Raw genomic sequence first — 19137 nt, forward strand, 5'->3', positions numbered from 1 at the left:
GTTTTCCAGAAGATCCGCCTCCCTACTGAGGCGGATCGGAGCGAGATTGGCGTACCTTCATGGATCTTGAAAAGTTGCTGGCCGGCCGGCTGGCGCAGGCGTTCGAAGCCGTGGCCGGCGGGCCGGTCGACCCGGTCGTGCGGCGCTCGCAGCACGCCGACTACCAGTCCGACGCCGCTCTGTCCCTGGCGCGCCGGCTCGGCCGCCCGCCCCGGGACATCGCCACCGAGGTCCTCGGCCAGGCGGAGCTGACGGACCTCTGCGCGGCCGTGGAGGTCTCCGGCCCGGGGTTCATCAACCTGACCGTCGCCGACCCGGCTCTTGGCACGCTGCTGTCGAGGATGGCCACCGACACCCGGCTCGGCGTCGCGGTGAGCGCCGCTGCCCAGACGGTCGTCATCGACTACTCGGCGCCGAACGTGGCCAAGGAGGTGCACGTCGGGCACCTTCGGTCGACCCTTATCGGCGACGCCGCCGTCCGGCTGCTGGAGTGGCTCGGGCACCGGGTGATCAAGGCCAACCACCTGGGCGACTGGGGCACTCCCTTCGGGATGCTCATCGAGCACCTGCTCGACCTGGGCGAGTCGGAGGCCGCCCACGAGTTGTCCCTCGGTGACCTGGACTCGTTCTACAAGGCGGCCAGGGTCAAGTTCGACGCCGACGGCACGTTCAAGGAACGGTCCCGGCGGCGGGTGGTCGCCCTGCAGGGCGGCGACGAGATGACCTTGCGGTTGTGGCGGCTGCTGGTCGCCGAGTCGGAGAAGTGCTTCCTGACCGTCTACGACCAACTCGGCGTCCTGCTCACCGAGAAGGACTTCTGCGGTGAGAGCTACTACAACGACATGCTCGCCCCGGTGACCGAGGAGCTGGACCGGCTCGGGTTGCTGCGTGACAGTGGTGACGCGGCCTGCGTCTTCCCGGAGGGCTTCACCGGCCGCGACGGGCAGCCGTTGCCGATCATCGTGCGCAAGCGCGACGGCGGGTACGGCTACGGCGCCACCGACCTCGCGGCGATCCGGCACCGGACCCGGGACCTCGGCGCGACCCGGCTGCTCTACGTCGTGGGGCTGCCACAGCGTCAGCACTTCGAGATGGTGTACGCGGTCGCCCGGCAGACGGGTTGGTTGAGCCCGCCAGCGGTGGCCGAACACATCGGCTTCGGCTCGATCCTCGGCTCGGACGGCAAGATGCTGCGCAGCAGGGCCGGTGGCTCGATCAAGCTCGTCGGACTGCTCGACGAGGCCGTGACCAGGGCCGCCGATCTGGCCCGGCAGAAGAACCCCGACCTGTCCGAGGCGGCCATCGCCGACGTCGCCCGCGCGGTCGGCATCGGTGCCATCAAGTACGCCGACCTGTCCACCGACCGGATCAAGGACTACGTCTTCGACTGGCATCGGATGCTCTCCCTCGACGGCAACACCGCCCCGTACCTGCAGTACGCCCACGCGCGGATCCGGTCTATCTTCCGCCGCGCCGGGATCGAGCAGATCACCGCGACGCCCATCTCGATCGCGCACCCGGCCGAACACGCCCTCGCCCTCGAACTGGTCAACTTCGGCACCGTCGTCACCGGCGTCGAGCAGACTCTGGAGTTCCACCGGCTCGCCGGATACCTGCACACCCTCGCCGCCACCTTCAGCGGGTTCTACGAGCACTGTCCGGTTCTGCGTGCAGAGGACGAAGTGCGGGCCAGCCGGCTTGCCCTGTGCGACCTCACCGCCCGGGTCCTGCACCGAGGCCTGTACCTGCTGGGTATTACCACCCCGGAACGCATGTAGCCATCGACCCCTCAACCACGCCCGCTCACGGCAGGTCTACTTCCGTGCCGACTCGGAGCTGAGTCGTGCCCTCGGCAGACAGGTGCTGGACCGGGTGTCGAATGGCGGTGCGAGGTGGCCGAAGTTGGTGCCGAGAATCTCGTCGCTGAGCCGGAAGACCTCGGGTGCCCATGGTCCGACCCGGCCACCGCCTGGGAGCCGGGCGGTGGTCAGGGTCGCGGTCAGCAGCCAGCCGCGTGGGGACGGGGTGATGACGAGGCTTCCGTCTGCGTCGTTGCTTGCGGCAGGGGCCAGGCGTTCGTCATCCCAGCGAACCGATGTCTTCCGGGAGGCTTCTTCGTCGACATGCGTTGCCGCGCCGAAGATCGTGCAGGTGGTGCCGATGGCAAACACGTCCTCCGCGAGGTCCTCGACCGCGCTGGTGTCGGGTTCGTTTCCTTCCCGCGCGAGCAGGTTGACCGCGTGCAGCAGGATTCGACGGTCGGACGGCGTCGCTTCCATGGCGGACGTGAGCCGAGCGTTCAAGTCGGTGGGCTGGAACCCAGTGGGGGTGAGGACGCCGTCCACGGAGAAGCCGCCGCGGTAGCCGAGGCGTTCGCGTAGACCAACCCCGATCCGCTCGGTCTGGGTGACGAGGTCGGCGGCAGCGCCAAGCAGGGGAACGGCGCCAGCACAGAGGAAGGTCCCCTGTTCGGGGCGGGGAAGCGTCACGAGTTCCATGGGTGGGAACGGGACCACTTTGGCGGCGAGGGCCAGTCCGTGCAGACGTACCGGCACCCCTTCGAAGAATGGCATCAGCCGGACGCGCCAGGTTCCGGAGTCGGCGGTGGGGATGGTTGTCGGTGGTGAGCCGTCCCGCCACCACCAGATGCCGTCGCCACCCGCCGACGGTACGGCTTCCCTGGGCTGGCAGGAGCAGACAACCCCGCTGCCCTGGTCGACTATCGCCCCAAGCATCGCGAGGTCAGCGGTGCCGTCGCCGACGACCGACGGTGCGCGGGGCACCCCGGCGGCGTCCCAGAGCGTGTCGACCACGGTCTTGTACTCGAACAGCCGCCACGCGGGCGGTCTGGTGCCGTACCGTCGCCGGACCCCAGCGTTCGGCGGATCGAGCGGGTCGGGCAGAACGCGCGTCGCGGTGTAGTCGGGGTCGAAGGCGTCCGCCGGGCCGGCGAGCCAGCCGGAGCCGTCCAGCCCGCCGACGGCGTGATGTTGCCACGCGAGGTGGTCGGATGCGCCGCGCAGCGTCCGGGGCCGAGCCTCGGGTGGTGCGTCGTCCAGGGCGATGGCGAGGCAGCGGGCCGATCCGAGCAGTTCTTGCCAGGCTGCCGCGTCGTCGGCACGTCCGCAGACGACGATCAGCTTGCCGTCAGGTAGTAACTGGTTGACCGGCAGGACGGGCCTGGTCATCGGCGTCGCCGCCAGGGCCGGTCGGTTCGGTGCAGGATCAGGTTCGCTGGTGTCTCGTGGACGAGTTCGTAGGTGTCCGGGCCGAGGTGACGGCGGATCGAGTGGCGCTGCCGATCGAGCTGGTCGTCGTCGAACTCGACGATGACAATGGTCGGCCGGTGCCGGGCCTCGTCGAAGGAGTCCCAGACGTCGAGTTCGGTGCCTTCAACGTCGATGCTGAGCAGATCGATCTGGTCGATGCACCACTGGCCGAGGAGATCTTCGAGGGTCCGGCAGGCGACGAGGATCTCGCGATAGTCGGTGCCGCGCCGGTGCAGGCCGGACCAGGAGGGCTTGTGGGCGTACATGCCGAATGGCCAGAGTCCGGAGGTGGCGGATACGGCGCAGGTGTCCACGGCGCAGCAGCGGTGCCGGAGGCGTTCGTGGTTGCGGGGGTCGGCGTCCACGCAGAGTCCGCGCCAGCCGCGGTTCTCGAAGTAGAGGCTGTTGCTGCCGCGTACGCCGTCGCCAGCGCCGACGTCAACGAACACTCCGTGCGCCGGGAGGTGGTAGTTCTCGGCGAGCCAGCGGTCCTCGCCCCATTGGGAGTGGTACGGCGCGGGTTGGGTGTAGGGCAGCATCGCCATCATCCCCTCCACCGTTCGATCAGGTCCCGCTCGCGGGCGTGATCGAGCCACCGCTGCGACCAACTGCGCCGCAGCGACTGCCAGCCGAGTGCGTCGGTGATGCTGTCCGCGAGGGGGCGGAGGGTAAGACCGGCGTCGGTGGCGCGGCTGTTGTTGACCGACATGAGAGCCAGTTCGGGGCTGCTGGCGGGTAGCCACAGCGGAATCTCGGTCCACGGTTGGAGGTGATGGGCGAGGGCGAACCCCTCGCCGACCCGACAGGGAGCAACGGCTCGGTCGACGCTGCTCAGGACTGTGTCCACCAGGTTTCGGGCGGTGGTCCGGGCACCGGCGACGTTGACGATGCCGGCACGGCGCTGGTCGGCGGCGTTGCGCAGGAACTGAGCGACATCGCTGGCGTCGATGAGTTGGATGGCCTGGTGATCGTCCATCGGGACGAGGACGTCGCCCCCGCGCAGGGCACGTTCGAGCCAGTAGGCGAGACGTTCACTGTCGTCGTACCGGCCGATGACCAGGCCGAGACGGGCGATGAGCAGAGGCACGTCGATCAGGTCGAGGCGGCGCCGGAGGTATCGCTCACAGCGGAGCTTGCGGGTGGCGGAGGCGCGTATCGGGTGAAGCACGTCAGCCGCAATCGTGGGCGCCCGCTCGTTTAGGCCATGCCGGCCGAGTGTCCTGCGATAGACCCCGCAGCTGGAGACGAACAGGTACTGGCCAACGTCGCCGAGCAGGGGCAGGACCGGGCGCAGGTCGTCAACGTCGCAGGCGCTGGTGTCGATGACCGCATCCCAGGGTTCGGCGAGGACGGCGGCGGCTTCGACGGTTGGTGCGCGCCGGTCGGTCAGGACGTGGCGGGCGATTCCGGCGAAGGGTGACGGGGAGCGGCCCCGGTACAGCACGGTGACGTCGTCGCCGTGTTTGAGGCATTCCTCCACCATGTGCCGGCCCACGAACCGGGTGCCGCCGAGCATGAGAATCTTCATCGCGCTGTCCCGTTGTCCGGGTGGGCGGGGCTGTAGCCGAGCACGAGCAGCCTGCGTGGGTGACCGGAGGTGTTGGATCCGCTGGCGTGGACCAGGGCGGCGTCCCAGATCAGCACCGTGCCGGGCTCGGCGACCAGCGTCACGGCCGCACTGTCCGGGGCTGCGGCGTCGGGTACGACGGGTCCCTGGTTGTCCGTCGGGACCATCTCGATGGTGCGGCGGTGGCTGCCAGGCCAGACCCGCAGCGCGCCGGCCTGTTCGGTGCAGGGGTCGAGGCAGACGGCGACGGTGAGCACACGCGGGTAGCCGCGTGTCGCGTAGTAGGCGGCATCGGTGTGCTTGCGGACCTCCTCGCCCAGCACCGGCAGCGCCGCCCAACCTGCGGTGATGTCGACGGTCTGCTTGTACATGAGCTTGTTGTCCATCAGCGTCGGGGGCGCGCCGAGTAGATCGGCGACGACGGCACGCAACGCATCGTCGTCGGCCACGGCCGTCACGGCCGGGGACAGGTCGACCACGGGTTTGACCTTGAGGACGTACGGCTTGCCGCTGGCGAGACGCCACCAGGTGACCCGCGGGTCGAGTGTCCTGGAGGCCACCATCCGGGAGAGCCGGTCAGCGAGGAGCATGTCGGCCTCGACCCGAAGGTCCTGGATGGTGGTGGGTCGGATCAGGTCCGGTAGGACGAGGTACCCGTGTGAGGCGAACCGGTCGATCTGCTGCGCGGAGACCATCGGCATGATCGGTGGAGTCATCGAGCGTCGCCCTTCGTGGCGATCGGGATCAGGAAGTCGCGGCTTGGTTTGGTCCAGTGCGGTGGGGTCTGCTCGGCCGGCATGGTGTGCGGTGAGGTGGTCCACTCCGCGAAGTGCCGGTCGAGGACCGCGCGGCGGGCCGGGCTGATCGAGGTGCCGCTGTGGAAGAAGCTGAACCGGCCACCGGGGCGCAGGCAGGGAATCGCGACGTCGGCGACGAACGCGGCGAAGTCCGGATCGGCGTGGCCGTCCGGCGGCCATGTGTCGTACATGATCACGTCGAAGGCTTCGGCTGGCAGCGTCACGAGTTGCCACGGGTCGACGCACACCCGTACCGGTACGTCGAAGGGTTCGACCACCCGCGTGCGGGCCATCAGGGCGACGCCGGGGTGTGGTTCGATCGCCCAGTACGAGCCGATCTCACGCACCGATAGCTGCGCGGCGAACACGCCGAGTCCCAGTCCCACCTCCAACACGTCGGGGCGGCTGAAACCCTCGGTGAGGCGGGCGACGTGCTCACGCATCAGGTCGGCCTCGGCGAAGAACATCACGTACTGCGAGCCGATACGAAGGCCTTCCGCGTCGATGAGGGCGGGCTGTTCGCGGAGGGCGGCGATGTGTCGTCGGTGCACCTCGGACAAGATCTTCGTCGTCACAGCGGGACTCCGTCCCGGAACCGGGTCAGGGGTTCGGCGGCGAGGAAGCGGGCGGCGAAGGTCGGGGCCCCGGCGACGACGCGTCGCACCACGTCTTCGATCTCGGCCACGGTGATGGCGTCGACCTCGCGGTCCACCGAAATCAGTACGTGGGCGGGAGCGTCGAGCTGGCCACCGTTGCGAGCCGCGACGGTGACCTCGGCGTACACCGAGGCCTCGGCCAGCACCCGCTCGGCCGCTTCGGCGGCGAGCGCGGTGTAGATCTTTCCGGCGTGGTGGACGGGGTTCTTGCCGGCGGGCGCCTCGCCGCTGGACGGGCGGAGCGGCTCGATGACGCCGCTGTACCGGTTGCCACGCCCGACCGCGCCGCAGTCGCCCTTGCCGAGCGAGGTGCCGAACGGCGCCAGGTAGCCGCGACCCGGCACATCCTTCGTGTTGATAAGCAGCGACAGGCCGGTGACGTGCCGGGCTCTGGGGTCCTGGTCGAGCAGGGACTTCAGTTCGGCGGAGACGGTGCTCTGAGCCTCGGCGAGCGCGGTCCGGTACGCCGCCCAGGAGCCGACCAGTTCGGGATGGAACGGCACGGCGGCCGTGACCTCCAGTGCCGAGCCGATCCGGATCACCATGACCTTCACGTCGGTTCCGGCTGCCGGCACGACCTGCCGGAACTCTTCGGCGGTGAGCCGGCGTTCCAGTCGGATGGCGAGATCGGCGGCGAGGCCACGCCGACTGGTACCGACGCAGACGACGGTGTCGTTCGCGACGGACTCGGTCGCGAGCACGGCGCTGATGTCCGGTGCCGCCTCCGGGCGGTAGAACCTGCGGTCATGGTCGACGGCGGTGCCGCGCGTGTTGTTGATGTGCAGGCGAAGGTGTTCGAGGATGCGGCGTTCGCCGAGCGCGGCCGGGAGGACGTCGAGGACGACCGCCCGGAAGATCTCCTCGATCGGCACCTGCGTGGCACCGACCTGGTCGGTGATCTTCCCAAAGAGGTAGCAGTCGGCCGGCTTGAGGATGTCGAAGCCACCGAAGCGGACGTCGGCGGCGGCACCGACAAGGTTCACCTTGTCGACCCAGTGGTTGGGGATGGCGCCGAACTCGCGCAGGCACCAGGACGAGTAGCGCTGGGAGAAGACGTCGGCGACCAGGTCGGCGAGGCTGTCCGGGTGGCCGATGCCCTTGCGTTCGGCGACGTCGAACGGCTGGTCGTCCGGGTCGACGCAGGCGTGACGGATCGAGATCTGCATGGGGATGCCCTTCGGGTCAGAGGTCGTCCGGGTCGACGCCCTGTTCGGGGCGGACCGGAGGATCGACGAGGTAGGACAGGCACTGCGACAGGACCAGCACCCGCTTGGCGGGGCACGGCTCGTTCGCGTTTGCGGGCCGGAAGGTGCCGTCGTAGAGGTTTCCGTATCCGGTGGGCACGGAAGCGCATCGGCGTACGTCACCGGTGACGGTGACCTTGAACGAGGTGACACCGGCGGTGCACGCCTGGCCTCGGAAGGAGAGCATCCCGTCGAGGTAGGGCCGGTTGAAGACGTACTCACCGGAGTTCGCCAGCACCAGGGCCTTCTGCTCGTCGGTGTAGCCCTCCGGGTAGCGGACGCCCTCGTACACACCCTTGAACACCTTGGCCCGGACGTGGTCCACACCCAGCTCGCGCAGCCGGTCGAGGTCGGCGGCGAACCGACCGAGCAGCGGCGGATAGAGCACGTACAGGGCGGTCACGTCGAACCCGCCGCGCCGTAGGATCAGGTAGTTGCGGGCGTAGGCGTCGAGTTCCAGCCCGCGTAGCTCGCGCTCGGGCTGGTGGATCGCGGCGACGATCTTCGCCACCCGGTCGGCCGGGACACGTTCGGCGAACTCCGCCACGTCGTCGGAGGCGAGGTTGGTGTTGATGCTGATGAAGTGGTTGCCGGCCAGACCCCGGGACAGTTCGACGAAGCCGGGGAACATGAACGGCTCGCCTCCGGACATGTGCACCAGGCAGACCTTGCCCAGCTCGTCGAAGCGCCGGACCACCAGCTCCGGGGCCGGCTCGTCGAGGTGCTTGCGGTTGAGCACGTAGCGGATCTGCGGGTGGCAGTACTCGCAGAAGAAGTTGCAGCGGTTCGTGAGGTGCCAGTCGAACTCCCAGTCCCATGGGGGTTTGGCCTGGGTCATGGCTGAAGTACGCAACAGGTCCTCCGCTCGCCCGTCGGGATTCACCCGCCGGCGCAGCCCCTTCTGGCGGTACGCCGGCGGGGACGCATTCAGCAGACCGCGAGCGGGCACCGCTCGGGCAGGGGATGGAACCGTCAAGACCGTCAATCCGCCGGCCGCAGCGGCCAACACGATCCGACACCGTCGCGGTACTGTCGGTTGACCCTGCGGAGGACCCGATGGGATCAGCACCCGACCGCACCAACCAGACCCTCGCCGCGTACATGGCCGAAGCGGACCTCACCCCGCGCACCCTCGCGCGGGAGATCAACCGCCTCTTCGGCGCGGGGACGCTCGCCGAAACCGCGCCCTACCACTGGCGCGACGCGGGCGGCATCCCCGCCCGCCGCTGCCGGCGCTGACCGCGTACGTCATCTCCCGGCGCCTCGGCCGCATCGTGACCGCAGGGGACCTTTGGCATGGGCAGCCCGACACAACGGATGGCACGCTGGTGATGGCGGCCAGCACCGGCATGGACGGGCCGTGGACACTCGCGAGCACCATGCTGGTCGCCGAGGACTGGTTGTTGGGAGGACTGGTGGATCGGAGGATGTTCCTCTCCGTCTCCGGAGCCGCCCTCACCCAGGCCGTGAACATCTACCTCGGCGTACACCTACCGGCGGACGGGACACTGCTCCCGACCGCGACCCCTGATGACCCGCTCGTCGACCAGATCGAAGCCAGCGTGCCGCGCCTGCAACTGCTCGACGACGAGCGCGGCGGCGCATCCGGCCTCGGCTACGTGGGCGCCCAGGTCCGCGCGGTCCTGCTCGTACTCCGCGACGGCGGCTACACCGATGCCACCACCCGTCGTCTCCTGGTCGCCCTCGCCGATATGGCTCAGCTCGCCGGCTGGAAGGCGTTCGACGCCGGACAACAAGGTCTCGCCCAGCGCTACTTCTTCACGGGGCTGCGGGCCGCGCATGACGCCGGTTACCGGTCGATGGAGGCACACATCCTCGCCGACCTGTCTTTCCAGGCCGCCTCACTCGGTGACGCCGACGACGGCCTGCGCCTCGGCGACGCCGCCCGCCGGGTTGCCGACCGGTCTGCCGCGAGCGTCCAGGCGTCCGTGTTGTCCCGCCTCGCGTACGCCCACGCCGCCGCCGGACGCGTCGACCAGTGCGAACGAAGCTGGGCGGAGTCCCACGACCAGCTCGCGAAGCGGAATCCCGACCGCGACCCGGAGTGGATGTACTACCTGACGCCGAACCACCTCGACTGCCAGGCCGGCTACGCGATGATCCTCGCCGGCCGACAGGTGGTGGCCGGTGGCAGGGGAACCGACGGGCGGGCCCTGCTCCGCAAGGGCGAGGCACTCCTGCGCACCGGGGCGTACGCCCGTCGGCCAGACGTCCCCTACCAGCGGCGCGCCCTCTACGAAGGTGCCTGGCTCGCGCTCGGCTACACCGCCCACGGCAAACTCGACGACGCCTGCGCCGTAATCCGGATGGCCCTGCCCCGGCTCGACCAGGTCCGTTCGCCTCGTAGTAGCGCCCTGCTCAGCACCCTCGCGCAGGAACTCCGCCGAAGGAAGCGGAACCAGGGCGTCGCCGACCTGCTCCCCGAGCTTGAGAACGCGCTCGCGCGCCAACCAGCCTGACACTACGGTCAACCGATGAGCCGCACCGATCTCGACGCCCTGGTCATCGGTGCCGGCGTTAACGGCCTCACCACCGCCATCTGCCTCGCCGAAGCCGGACTGCGGGTCACGATCTGGGCAGCCGAGCCATCCGAGCGGACCACGTCGTACGCCGCCGGGGCCATGTGGGGCCCGTACCTCGTCGAGCCCGTCGACCGGGTGCGGTTGTGGAGCGCCCAGACACTGGAGGTCCTGCGGTTGCTCGCTACCGACCCGGCGACCGGGGTACGGCTCGTCTCCGGTGTCGAGGCATCCCGAGAGCCCGTTGAACCGCCGGAGTGGGGCGATCAGCTTGACGGATTCCGGATGTGCGAGCCGAGCGAACTGCCGAGCGGCTTCGCCACCGGGTGGCGGTACACCGCCCCGCTGGTCGACATGCCGGTCTACCTCGGCTACCTTCGCGGACGGCTGAGGGCAGCCGGCGGCGAGATCGCGATCCGCCGTATCAACTCACTCGACGAGGCCGTTTCCGTTGCGCCGTTTGTCGTCAACTGCGCCGGGATGGGCGCCAGAGACCTCGTGCCTGACCCCGACCTCACACCGATCCGCGGGCAGCTCGTCGTGGTGGAGAACCCAGGCGTAACAGAGTTCTTTTCCGAAGACACCGGACTCTCATCGGACCTGCTGCACTTCTATCCCCAGGGTAAGGCTCTCGTGCTCGGCGGCACCGCCCAACCCGGCGAGTGGAACCGAGAACCAGATCCAGGGATCGCTGCGGCGATCGTCGCCCGCTGCGCCGAGGTCGAGCCGCGCCTTCGCGATGCCCGGGTCATCGAGCACCGAGTCGGACTACGCCCTACCCGGCCGTACGTCCGGGTCGAAGAAGAGCAGCTTGGTGACGCGAGGGTGGTCCACAACTACGGCCATGGCGGGGCCGGACTCACTCTCTCCTGGGGCTGCGCCTTCGAGATCGCACGTCCAACCTGACCGCCTGATCCGCAAACTTCGCGATCTTCCCGCGACATCGAGGGACGGGTTCTCCGCGTACCGAAGGTGGACCATCATCGCGGCGGCGGTGTGGCACGCGGTGGCGATGAGGATGAGGATGCCGCCGACGAGGATTCCGGCGACGCTGGCTGGCGGCGGAGCGTCCTGTACTTCGAGGTTCTTCACTTGGGGTCTCGGATCATCCAGCGGGGCCGCCAGGGAGGCTTCACTCCCGCCGTCACTGTCTCTGCTGCCGCCACAGGTGGACCTCAACCCAAGGCGGGTGATCGGGTAGCCTGAGGGCACTACGGGCCGTTAGCTCAATGGCAGAGCTGAGGACTTTTAATCCTTAGGTTCTGGGTTCGAGTCCCAGGCGGCCCACATAGTTGGCGGTGCGCGAAGGCGCGAACCGGGATGGTGGCGCTGCTTCGGTAGCCGCTCATCGGCGGTGTGGCGCCACGAGGGCTCGCAGGGCGATGTCGACGGAGGCATGGAGGTCTTCGCGGCTGGCGCCGGCCGCGGCGTGTACGGCGTGGCCCTCGCTGAGCGCCATCACGAATCGAGCCAACGCCCGGGCATCCATGCCGTCCGGGAGGTCGCCTTCCTCAGCCGCGCGGGACAGTCGTTCTTCGAGGGCGGACTCGGTGGCGGCCCGGCCGGCAGCCAGGATCCCGGAGATCCGGGCGTTCTCGGGCGAGCAGGCCAGGCCTCCCTGGACGGAGAGGCAACCCGCGGGGTGATCGCCGGCGGTGAGACCGTCGGCACTGGAGCGCAGGAACGCTTCAATGGCGGCATACGCGGTGGGCTGTTCTATTGCGGCGCGAGCGTTGGCCAGCCGGATCTCGTGATAGCGGGCGAAGGCGCGCTGGAAGAGCTGCTCCTTGCTGCCGAACGTGGCGTACAGGCTCGGCCGGTTGATGCCCATCGCGCCGGTGAGGGCGCTCAGCGACGCACCTTCGTAGCCGTACCGCCAGAAGACCTCCGCGGCCCGGTCGAGGACCGTCTCCTCGTCGAAGGCCCGCGGTCGACCGACGGTGTGCGTCTCAGTGCCCATGAGCCCACTCTACCGCTCGGTACAAATCGTGATCCGGCTCACCGACTGATCGGTACAAAATCTGCTACGGTTGCTCCGCAACCGAGCGGTACAAAAATGTGCTAGTCCGGCGTCCTTCGCTGCAACCACGGGACCAAGACAGCACCGCGGCTGCTTATGGCCTGCAAGCGGCCCGCCGGGCCGCATACCTGGAGGAGACGCATGACCGTCACACTGATCACCGGCGCCAACAAGGGCCTCGGTTTCGAGACCGCCAAACAGCTTCTCGAGCTGGGCCACACCGTCTACATCGGCGCACGCGACGTCGAGCGCGGCGAGAAGGCCGCGGCGACGCTGGGCGCACGATTCGTGCAGCTCGATGTGACCGACGACGCATCGGTGAGCGACGCGCTGGCAATCATTGAATCGGCCGAGGGCCGACTCGACATCCTGGTGAACAACGCGGGCATCCTCGGACTCGGAACTGTCGACGGCCCGACGGCCCTGCGGGTGTTCGACACCAACGTGGTGGGAATTGTCCGCGTCACGGAGGCGGCACTGCCCCTGCTCGGGAAGTCTTCGAATCCCACGGTGGTCACCGTTTCGAGCAGCATGGGATCTTTCTGGGCGGTGACGAACCCGGACCGGCCGGAGTTCAATCTGTCGGCTGCCCTCTACTCGGCGTCCAAGTCGGCTGCCACCATGCTCACCGTCCAGTACGCCAAATCCCACCCGGGTATCAAGTTCAACGCGATCGAGCCCGGCCACACCGCCACCGACATGACGGCGGCCATGGGCGGCGGAAAGCCACCGGCGGAAAGCGCCAAGACCATCGTGCACTTGGCCACGCTCGGCGCGGACGGCCCGACGGGGACCTTTCAGGACGAGCTCGGGACGTTGGGCTGGTAAGGGGCAAATGATGACGGACAATGATCTGCGTAGCTGGTACCTGCGCTACGTCGCGGCGCTCAACGCCCACGAATTTGACGGGATGGACGAGTTCATCAACGACCAGGTCCTGCTGAACGGCGAGCCCGGCACCCGGGACGACGTCCTCAGGGTCCAGAAGCAGGACGTCGAAGCCGTTCCGGACCTTCGCTGGGAGGTCAAGGAACTGCTGTTCGACCGCGACCGCATCGCCGTACGCGCGATCAACACCGGCACTCCGGTGAAGCAGTGGCTCGGGGTTCCTCCTTCCGGCGCCTCGTTCGAGATTGTCGAGTACGCCATATACAAGGTCAGCGACGGTCGATTCGTGCAGATGACGGCCCTGCACGACTCCGCCGAAATGCTTCGACAGCTGACCGCCTGAGGTCGTGGATCAATGGCCGGCTTCCGGAGATCAGCCCGGGCGGAAGCGGCTGCGGCCGCAGCCGCTTCGGCACGGCGCGGAATCTGCGTCGACGGTGGCGCCAGCCGTGAGGATCGCCGTCCAAGGAAAGCCGCTCGGCTCACGGGTGCCCCAGCAACTATTGAGGTGGAACGATTTTGACAACGATCGGGATCATCGGCGCCGGTGAGGTCGGCAGCCAGATCGCGCGTGCGGCACTCGCAACCGGATACAAGGTCGTCATCGCCAACTCTCGGGGGCCCGATACGCTGGAAAGCCTCATAGCTGAGCTCGGTCCGTCAGCGCGCGCGGCATACGCCGCGGACGCTGCGGCAGCCGGCGATTTCGCCGTCGTGGCGGTGCCCCTCAAGCTCGTCAACGACATGCCGGTTGACGAGCTTGCAGGCAAAATCGTGCTGGACACAAACAATTACATGGTCTGGCGCGACGGCAACATCCCGGTCGTCGACTCGGGCGAGAAAACGGTCCATGAGCTACGCCAGGAACAGCTCCCGACTTCCAAGGTCGCCAAGGCGTTCACCCACATCCAGGCTCCCCGGCTGCTCACCTCCGGTCGGCCTGCCGGCGCACCCGACCGGTTGGCACTGTCGGTATCGAGCGACTTCCCCGAAGCCGTCGAGCTCGTGACGCGACTGTACGACCAGTTCGGTTTCGACACAGTGGACAACAGCCCGCTGAGCGAATCCTGGCGCACCGGTCCGGGTCAACCTGCCTGGATCCGGCACGCGCATCAGAACCGCGACGAGTTGGCCCTCAATCTGAGACGAGCACGGCGCGTCATTCAGGCGTGACTCTGATCGACGCGTACCTCGCTCCGAGCGAAACGCGGGCCGCACGTGACGCTCGCACGAACACCACAGGGAGTCTCTGAAGCGCTATGGCGCGTACTGAGCCGGTCAGGGTGCGCGTCGGCGCACGGCCGGTAGCGTCACGATCGGCCCCCGAACAGGGCGAATGCGGTTCGGGTTGTGCCACATCCGGTCCACCATCAAGCGCTTTACTCAGCCGATCCTGCCGGCGACTAGGGCGGCCACATCGACGGCTAGTACTCCAACGTCACTTGGCCTGTCTGCGCTGGTAGTGGGCTCGGCGGGCTCGGGCTTGGGATGTTCGTCGCCAGATTGACCAGTGCAGGGTGTGTTCTGGCGGGAGCGATGCGGCGAGGACGAAGGCGTTGAGGAGTCGACGGATCTCGGCGACGGTCAACGCGATGATCTGCGGATCGGTGTCGGGCTGCTGAGCGGCGAGGATTGTCAGGACGGCCAGGGCGAGCATGGCCAGGGTGATGAACCGGTGCCAGCCGGTCCAGCCGCGGACCTGGTAGTGGTCCAGGCCGACCTGGCCTTTGCCGGTCTGGAACAACTCCTCGATGCTCCAGCGGGAACCGGCGACGGCCACGAGGGTGTGTAGCGGCACTGGGCGGGGTGACCAGCACAGGTAGAAGGCCAGCTCGCCAGTGGTGCGGTTGCGGCGGATCAGCAGCCACCGGTACTCATCCGGCCGGGTGACGGTGGTGATCCATGCCCACAGGTACTCGCGGGGACCTTTCGCTCCGGGTCCGCAGCTGTGCAGTTGCCACTCGGCGGTGGGGATCCGCTCGGCGAGGTCGTCAACGCGGATCAGGGTGCGGCCGTCGTTGACCGCCACGCGTCGGTCGCAACCGACCGCGAGGACGTAGCCGATCCCGCGATGTTCCAGGTTGTCGCGTAGGGCGGGATCGGCGCCGTAGACCTCGTCCCCGGTCACCCATGCGAACGGAACTCCGGCATCCAACGCGGCGGCGATCATCTGCCGAGCCAGAGCGGGCTTCGTGGCGAACTCGACGTCGTCCGGGACCCCGGCGGCGGCGAGGCGGTCGGGCTTGTCGCACCAGGTCGTCTCGGGTAGGTAGAGCCGGCGGTCGATCAGCGCCCGCCCGGCAGGTGTCACGTAGGCCAGGAACACTGCGACCTGACTGTTCTCGATCCGTCCGGCGGTGCCGGTGTACTGCCGCTGCACCCCGACCGATCACACGCCCTTCTTCAAGAGTCGGGTCGGGGACGAGGCGCCGTGCAGCGTTTCGGCTGTCGGTTTCCTCGTCCCCGCCCGCCGAACCGGACGTGCGCGTTCCCGCGCATCCGGCTCTCTACGTGATCACGATGGTTCAGGTGACGAGTTCGCTGACCTGTGCGACGAACGTAACGTCGTCGTGGCTGGTCTTGCGGAAACGAGCTCCCGCAGGGTCGACCACGTCGATGTTGAACGGTGTGCTGATCTGCGCTCCGCGGAAGCGGTAGCGCTCGACCCGCATCTTCGCCGGGTTGTAGAGGACGATGCCGTCCTCGGCGATCCGGTCGCTGCCGTAGTAGCTGCGGCGGATCTGGCCCCAGGTCAGGTGGGGGTGCTTACGGCGTAACCAGTAGATCATCCGCCACCAGGCATACCAGCCTAGGTAGGAGAACGTCTTCTTGGAGGCGCCGTAGCGGAAGTACGCGGCCCAGCCCCGCAGGATCGGGTTGATCTTCCGCAGCACCTCGTGCAGGGCGAGGGATGTGGTTCCACGCCCCGTCCACTTCTTGATCTTGTTCATGACCGCCGCCAGGGTGTCCTTGGACGGGTAGGTCAGCACCATCGGGCCTCGGTTCCACTGCTTGCGCTGGATGCGAAAGCCGAGGAAGTCGAAGCCGTTGTCGATGTGGGTGATCAGGGTCTTCTCTTCCGAGAGGGTCATCTTCACGTCGCGGGCCACGATCTCAGCGATCTCCTGCTTGACCTGCTCGGCTTCCTCCCTGGTGCCGTGCACGAGCACCACGAAGTCGTCGGCATAACGGATCAAGCGGTAGTTCGGCCGGCCCGTGCGGCGGCGGTGCTGCCGCCGCCACGGCGGGCTCATCTGCTCGTCCCAGACTTTGGCGAAATGCCGGTCCAGCACGGACAGGTAGATGTTGGCCAGCAGCGGGGAGATGACTCCGCCCTGCGGCGTGCCGGTCAGGCTCGCCGCGAAGCCACCATGCTGTTCGACGACCCCGGCCCGCAGGAACGCGCGGACCAGCCGCAGCACCTTCTTGTCGGCGATGCGTTCGCGCACCAGGCCCATGAGCACCTGGTGGTTGACGTTGTCGAAGCAAGCCTTGATGTCGCCCTCGACGATCCACTCGTAGGTCGACGGCTTGCGGGTGAAATGGTGGATCTCGGTGATAGCGTCCTGGGCCCGTCGTCCCGGCCGATACCCGTAACTGGACGGGTAGAAGTCGGCCTCGAAGATCGGTTCCAGGACCAACTTCAGCGCCATCTGCGCCACCCGGTCGCGCAGCGTTGGGATCCCCAGATAGCGGATCTTGCCGCCCTTCTTCGGGATCGCCGCCCGCCGCACCGGCAACGGGGAGAAGCTCCCGTCGCGCAGCGAGGACCGCAGGTCATCCAGGAACGGGATCAGCCCGTCGTCACGCGTGACGGCGAAGCGGGTCACCGAGTCGACCCCTGCGGTCATGGAGCCTTTGTTGCCTGCCACCCGCTCCCAGGCGTGCATCAGCGTCGCCCGGTCGCAGACCAAGTTGAAAACGTCGTCGAACCGGCGTGCCGGTTCGTTCCTTGCCCAACGGTGCAGCTTGCGTTGGTGTTCGAGTACCCGAGCCTCGGCCTGGCCGAACAACGGCCACTGCGAGGCTGGTGCGTCGCTGTTCAACGACGACCTCCTCCATGCCTGTCAAGATGCCGATCACGCTGCCGCCCTTCCCCATGTGCCGGGCTTTCCCCGGCTCGGAGTACTACGGCGACTCCGCCACGACCCGATGCCATCAGCGGGCGTCACGCCTGCCCGCCGGACGACCGGCAGCCGCCCGGAGAGGGCGACATCGAGCCGCTTCCCACGTTCACTGAGGACCTCTGCGACGGGGATCGGTGCCCAGCTTCACCCCGGCGGCATCGCCACGGACCGCACATCGCAGTCTTGGTCCGGGCCTCCCGCCGTCCACCGGATAGAGACGGCGGAAGAGGAGGAACCACAGGCTCGGGCTTCCTCCAGCACCACAGAGCGGCCCATCCACCAGGTTCGACAGACCGCTGACGACTCACGGGGCTTCAACCACTGGTTCAGATCTCCTTACACCTTCCCGTCCTAGCTAGCGGACACGTGCCGTCTGGTGGTGCCGACACGCTCCTACGTTGTCGAGACTGCTCCCAGCCTCACCCCTGACCCGGGGCTCGACCTGTCTCCAGCTTCAGCCGGTCACTGCGATGACCAGCGGCGGACTCCTCCTTCCGCACGGTTCCTCAGCGCCTCGTGGCGCACACCCGGTCTCGTCGGTCACCAGCACGGCGTCGGGATGGCCGAGCTGCTCGATCAGCCACTCACGCATGTCATCGCGGACGGCGTCGGGGTCCCACACCGCCGTGCGCAGCAGCCGCTGCATCGCTTGTGGATCACCGTGACCGGCCCGCTCCGCAAGCGACCAACACGTCTTTCGTTCGGCCTCCGACAGCAGCCCTTCTACGAACTGCCCGGCCGTCGCCCGCGGCTCGGCCCGCACGAACCGGCCCGCGACACGCGTCATCGCCTCGTCCAGGATGACCCGCCACCCGGCGGGGTCTACGCTGTGGCACGCGGCCACCGCACGATCTTCGATTGTCCTCACAAACCATCGATGATCAACGCGGTGGCCGTCTTCACGCCCGCGCCACGCCCAACGCCGAAGCCAAGTGACGTTGGAGTACTAGGCCACCGGTCAGTCCTTGTCTTCCTGCAAGGTCTACTACTGCCCGACACGGGAATCTGTTCGACCAGTGCTGGCACGTCCGTAGCCCGCTATTTGCCGCAGTTCGGGCATCGCTCGTCTACGGGTAGCGCCTGGGTGTTGGCCATCGTGCGGGACCGTGCACGGATTGCGAGCGCCGCGGCCAGGGTGGTTCCGCCCAGGAGGAATATGGCTGCGGTCGTTCCGATGATGACGCGGAAGTCGGCGTAATCAGCACCGACGACCGGGGCGATGTTTTCGGTCAGGGGGTACAGCCCCAACAGTCCGATCGGGGTGAGCAGGACAAGAAGAGCCCAAAGTCCTCGGGCATCACCGCGCAGCGACAGTACGATCGCGGCCAGCATGGCGGTCAGCAGGAGAACCGCGCCGGCTTCCGGAAGGAACGCGGCCCCGTAACTGAACCGGTAGAACCACGAACTTCTTCCGGACAGGATCCCAACTGCGATGAGGGCTGCCACCGATGCGACCGCCAAGGGCGTGAGGCGATGGCGTCGCGCCATCTGGGCGGGGAATGCCAGTGCCAGCAGGCCCAGCGTTACCTGGGGCACCAGAACGAACAAGTACGGGCGGGGCAGCTCAAACAGGGCGGCGACGGGCACCACCGCGGCGGTGAGGAACAGTGCCAGTCCGATGACAACTCGGACCCACCGCGCTGGAGCGATGACATGAACGACCGCCGCCAGCAGCCAACAGCCCCACACGACGATGCCAGTGGTAGCGAATGGTCCAAAGGCTGGCGCACCCCAACTGGCCGAAGTCGTGACCACCTCGGCGGTTCCCCAGAAACCCGCGAGAGCGGTCGCGGTCATGAAGCTGAAGACAGCGGCGAGACGTACGCCAGGTAAGAGGTCAGCGGCGCCGGCAGTGCGTAGGCGCTCACGGGCACCTCCAGCCAGCACATCCGCCGCATCGAAAATCGACGGCCAGCGGCGATCGGGCTCCGCCAAGTCGAGATAGGTACCGACGATTTCGCCGCCCCGCGCTTGGCGGTAGCCAGCGGGGTAAGCCCACAGCAGCTGCCGGTAACGGCGTTCCAAGTCC

17 protein-coding genes, 1 tRNA gene and 2 pseudogenes are annotated in these 19137 nt (G+C 67.9%); 8 read left to right on the forward strand and 12 right to left on the reverse strand.

The annotated features are described in order from the left end of the window. The first annotated feature begins 59 nt into the window (after nucleotides 1-59). Complete coding sequence (argS, locus tag KIF24_RS30840) at nucleotides 60-1778, forward strand: arginine--tRNA ligase (RefSeq protein ID WP_221087027.1); 1719 nt, start codon at nucleotides 60-62, stop codon at nucleotides 1776-1778. Nucleotides 1779-1814: 36 nt separating this feature from the next. Here the strand turns inward: argS and KIF24_RS30845 are convergent, their stop codons facing one another. The 7 genes from KIF24_RS30845 to KIF24_RS30875 are packed head-to-tail and all read right to left on the reverse strand — an operon-like array spanning nucleotide 1815 to nucleotide 8371. Next, the gene (locus tag KIF24_RS30845; RefSeq protein WP_230415992.1) at nucleotides 1815-3188 is read right to left on the reverse strand and encodes a hypothetical protein; all 1374 of its coding nucleotides are present in this window, start codon (nucleotides 3186-3188) and stop codon (nucleotides 1815-1817) included. Further along, entirely contained in the window at nucleotides 3185-3814 is a 630-nt protein-coding gene (locus KIF24_RS30850; protein WP_230415993.1) for an FkbM family methyltransferase, read from the reverse strand. The genes KIF24_RS30845 and KIF24_RS30850 overlap by 4 nt, the downstream gene beginning before the upstream one ends. Next, nucleotides 3814-4797 (reverse strand): NAD-dependent epimerase/dehydratase family protein, encoded by a 984-nt coding sequence (locus KIF24_RS30855; protein WP_230415994.1) that lies wholly within the window; start codon nucleotides 4795-4797, stop codon nucleotides 3814-3816. Before KIF24_RS30855 ends, KIF24_RS30850 begins: the two co-directional genes overlap by 1 nt. After that, nucleotides 4794-5552: a phytanoyl-CoA dioxygenase family protein gene (locus tag KIF24_RS30860; RefSeq protein ID WP_221087028.1), complete on the reverse strand. Its 759-nt coding sequence runs from the start codon at nucleotides 5550-5552 to the stop codon at nucleotides 4794-4796. The genes KIF24_RS30855 and KIF24_RS30860 overlap by 4 nt, the downstream gene beginning before the upstream one ends. Continuing rightward, complete coding sequence (locus KIF24_RS30865; RefSeq protein ID WP_221087029.1) at nucleotides 5549-6208, reverse strand: class I SAM-dependent methyltransferase; 660 nt, start codon at nucleotides 6206-6208, stop codon at nucleotides 5549-5551. The genes KIF24_RS30860 and KIF24_RS30865 overlap by 4 nt, the downstream gene beginning before the upstream one ends. After that, nucleotides 6205-7455 (reverse strand): methionine adenosyltransferase, encoded by a 1251-nt coding sequence (locus tag KIF24_RS30870; protein ID WP_221087030.1) that lies wholly within the window; start codon nucleotides 7453-7455, stop codon nucleotides 6205-6207. The genes KIF24_RS30865 and KIF24_RS30870 overlap by 4 nt, the downstream gene beginning before the upstream one ends. A gap of 16 nt (nucleotides 7456-7471) precedes the next feature. Then, nucleotides 7472-8371 (reverse strand): radical SAM protein, encoded by a 900-nt coding sequence (locus tag KIF24_RS30875; protein WP_221087637.1) that lies wholly within the window; start codon nucleotides 8369-8371, stop codon nucleotides 7472-7474. A 218-nt stretch (nucleotides 8372-8589) separates the two neighbouring features. Between KIF24_RS30875 and KIF24_RS33670 the strand changes: the two genes are divergently transcribed. The 4 genes from KIF24_RS33670 to KIF24_RS30890 all read left to right on the forward strand — a co-directional run bounded on the left by KIF24_RS33670 (nucleotide 8590) and on the right by KIF24_RS30890 (nucleotide 11360). Beyond that, complete coding sequence (locus KIF24_RS33670) at nucleotides 8590-8772, forward strand: hypothetical protein (RefSeq protein WP_230415996.1); 183 nt, start codon at nucleotides 8590-8592, stop codon at nucleotides 8770-8772. A gap of 92 nt (nucleotides 8773-8864) precedes the next feature. Continuing rightward, on the forward strand, nucleotides 8865-10013 hold the full coding sequence (locus KIF24_RS30880; protein ID WP_230415997.1) for a hypothetical protein: 1149 nt from the start codon (nucleotides 8865-8867) through the stop codon (nucleotides 10011-10013). 15 nt (nucleotides 10014-10028) lie between these two features. Next, nucleotides 10029-10979, forward strand: coding sequence for an FAD-dependent oxidoreductase (locus tag KIF24_RS30885; protein ID WP_221087031.1), 951 nt, complete (start codon nucleotides 10029-10031; stop codon nucleotides 10977-10979). A gap of 309 nt (nucleotides 10980-11288) precedes the next feature. Further along, nucleotides 11289-11360: transfer RNA gene (locus KIF24_RS30890), tRNA-Lys, on the forward strand. A gap of 58 nt (nucleotides 11361-11418) precedes the next feature. On the opposite strand, the gene KIF24_RS30895 is transcribed toward KIF24_RS30890, so the two are convergent. Next, nucleotides 11419-12033, reverse strand: coding sequence for a TetR/AcrR family transcriptional regulator (locus KIF24_RS30895; RefSeq protein WP_221087032.1), 615 nt, complete (start codon nucleotides 12031-12033; stop codon nucleotides 11419-11421). Between the two features lie 201 nt (nucleotides 12034-12234). Here KIF24_RS30895 and KIF24_RS30900 point away from each other — a divergent pair, with 201 nt between their 5' ends. The 3 genes from KIF24_RS30900 (at nucleotide 12235) to KIF24_RS30910 (ending at nucleotide 14154) form a co-directional block, all read left to right on the forward strand. Beyond that, the gene (locus KIF24_RS30900) at nucleotides 12235-12921 is read left to right on the forward strand and encodes an SDR family NAD(P)-dependent oxidoreductase (RefSeq protein ID WP_221087033.1); all 687 of its coding nucleotides are present in this window, start codon (nucleotides 12235-12237) and stop codon (nucleotides 12919-12921) included. Between the two features lie 10 nt (nucleotides 12922-12931). After that, on the forward strand, nucleotides 12932-13324 hold the full coding sequence (locus tag KIF24_RS30905; protein ID WP_221087034.1) for an ester cyclase: 393 nt from the start codon (nucleotides 12932-12934) through the stop codon (nucleotides 13322-13324). 176 nt (nucleotides 13325-13500) lie between these two features. Further along, nucleotides 13501-14154, forward strand: coding sequence for an NADPH-dependent F420 reductase (locus KIF24_RS30910; RefSeq protein ID WP_221087035.1), 654 nt, complete (start codon nucleotides 13501-13503; stop codon nucleotides 14152-14154). A gap of 265 nt (nucleotides 14155-14419) precedes the next feature. Here KIF24_RS30910 and KIF24_RS30915 read toward each other — a convergent pair. The 4 genes and pseudogenes from KIF24_RS30915 to KIF24_RS30930 form a co-directional block, all read right to left on the reverse strand. Next, a pseudogene (locus KIF24_RS30915) lies at nucleotides 14420-15370 on the reverse strand (IS701 family transposase); the annotation flags it as partial. A gap of 136 nt (nucleotides 15371-15506) precedes the next feature. Continuing rightward, entirely contained in the window at nucleotides 15507-17027 is a 1521-nt protein-coding gene (gene ltrA / locus KIF24_RS30920; RefSeq protein ID WP_221087036.1) for a group II intron reverse transcriptase/maturase, read from the reverse strand. A gap of 592 nt (nucleotides 17028-17619) precedes the next feature. Next, nucleotides 17620-17952, reverse strand: a pseudogene (locus KIF24_RS30925) (transposase); the annotation flags it as partial. Between the two features lie 194 nt (nucleotides 17953-18146). Further along, nucleotides 18147-19133, reverse strand: coding sequence for a serine/threonine-protein kinase (locus KIF24_RS30930; protein ID WP_221087037.1), 987 nt, complete (start codon nucleotides 19131-19133; stop codon nucleotides 18147-18149). Nucleotides 19134-19137: the final 4 nt, after the last annotated feature.

Origin of the sequence: Micromonospora tarapacensis, from assembly GCF_019697375.1 — a bacterium.
Taxonomy (GTDB): domain Bacteria; phylum Actinomycetota; class Actinomycetes; order Mycobacteriales; family Micromonosporaceae; genus Micromonospora; species Micromonospora tarapacensis.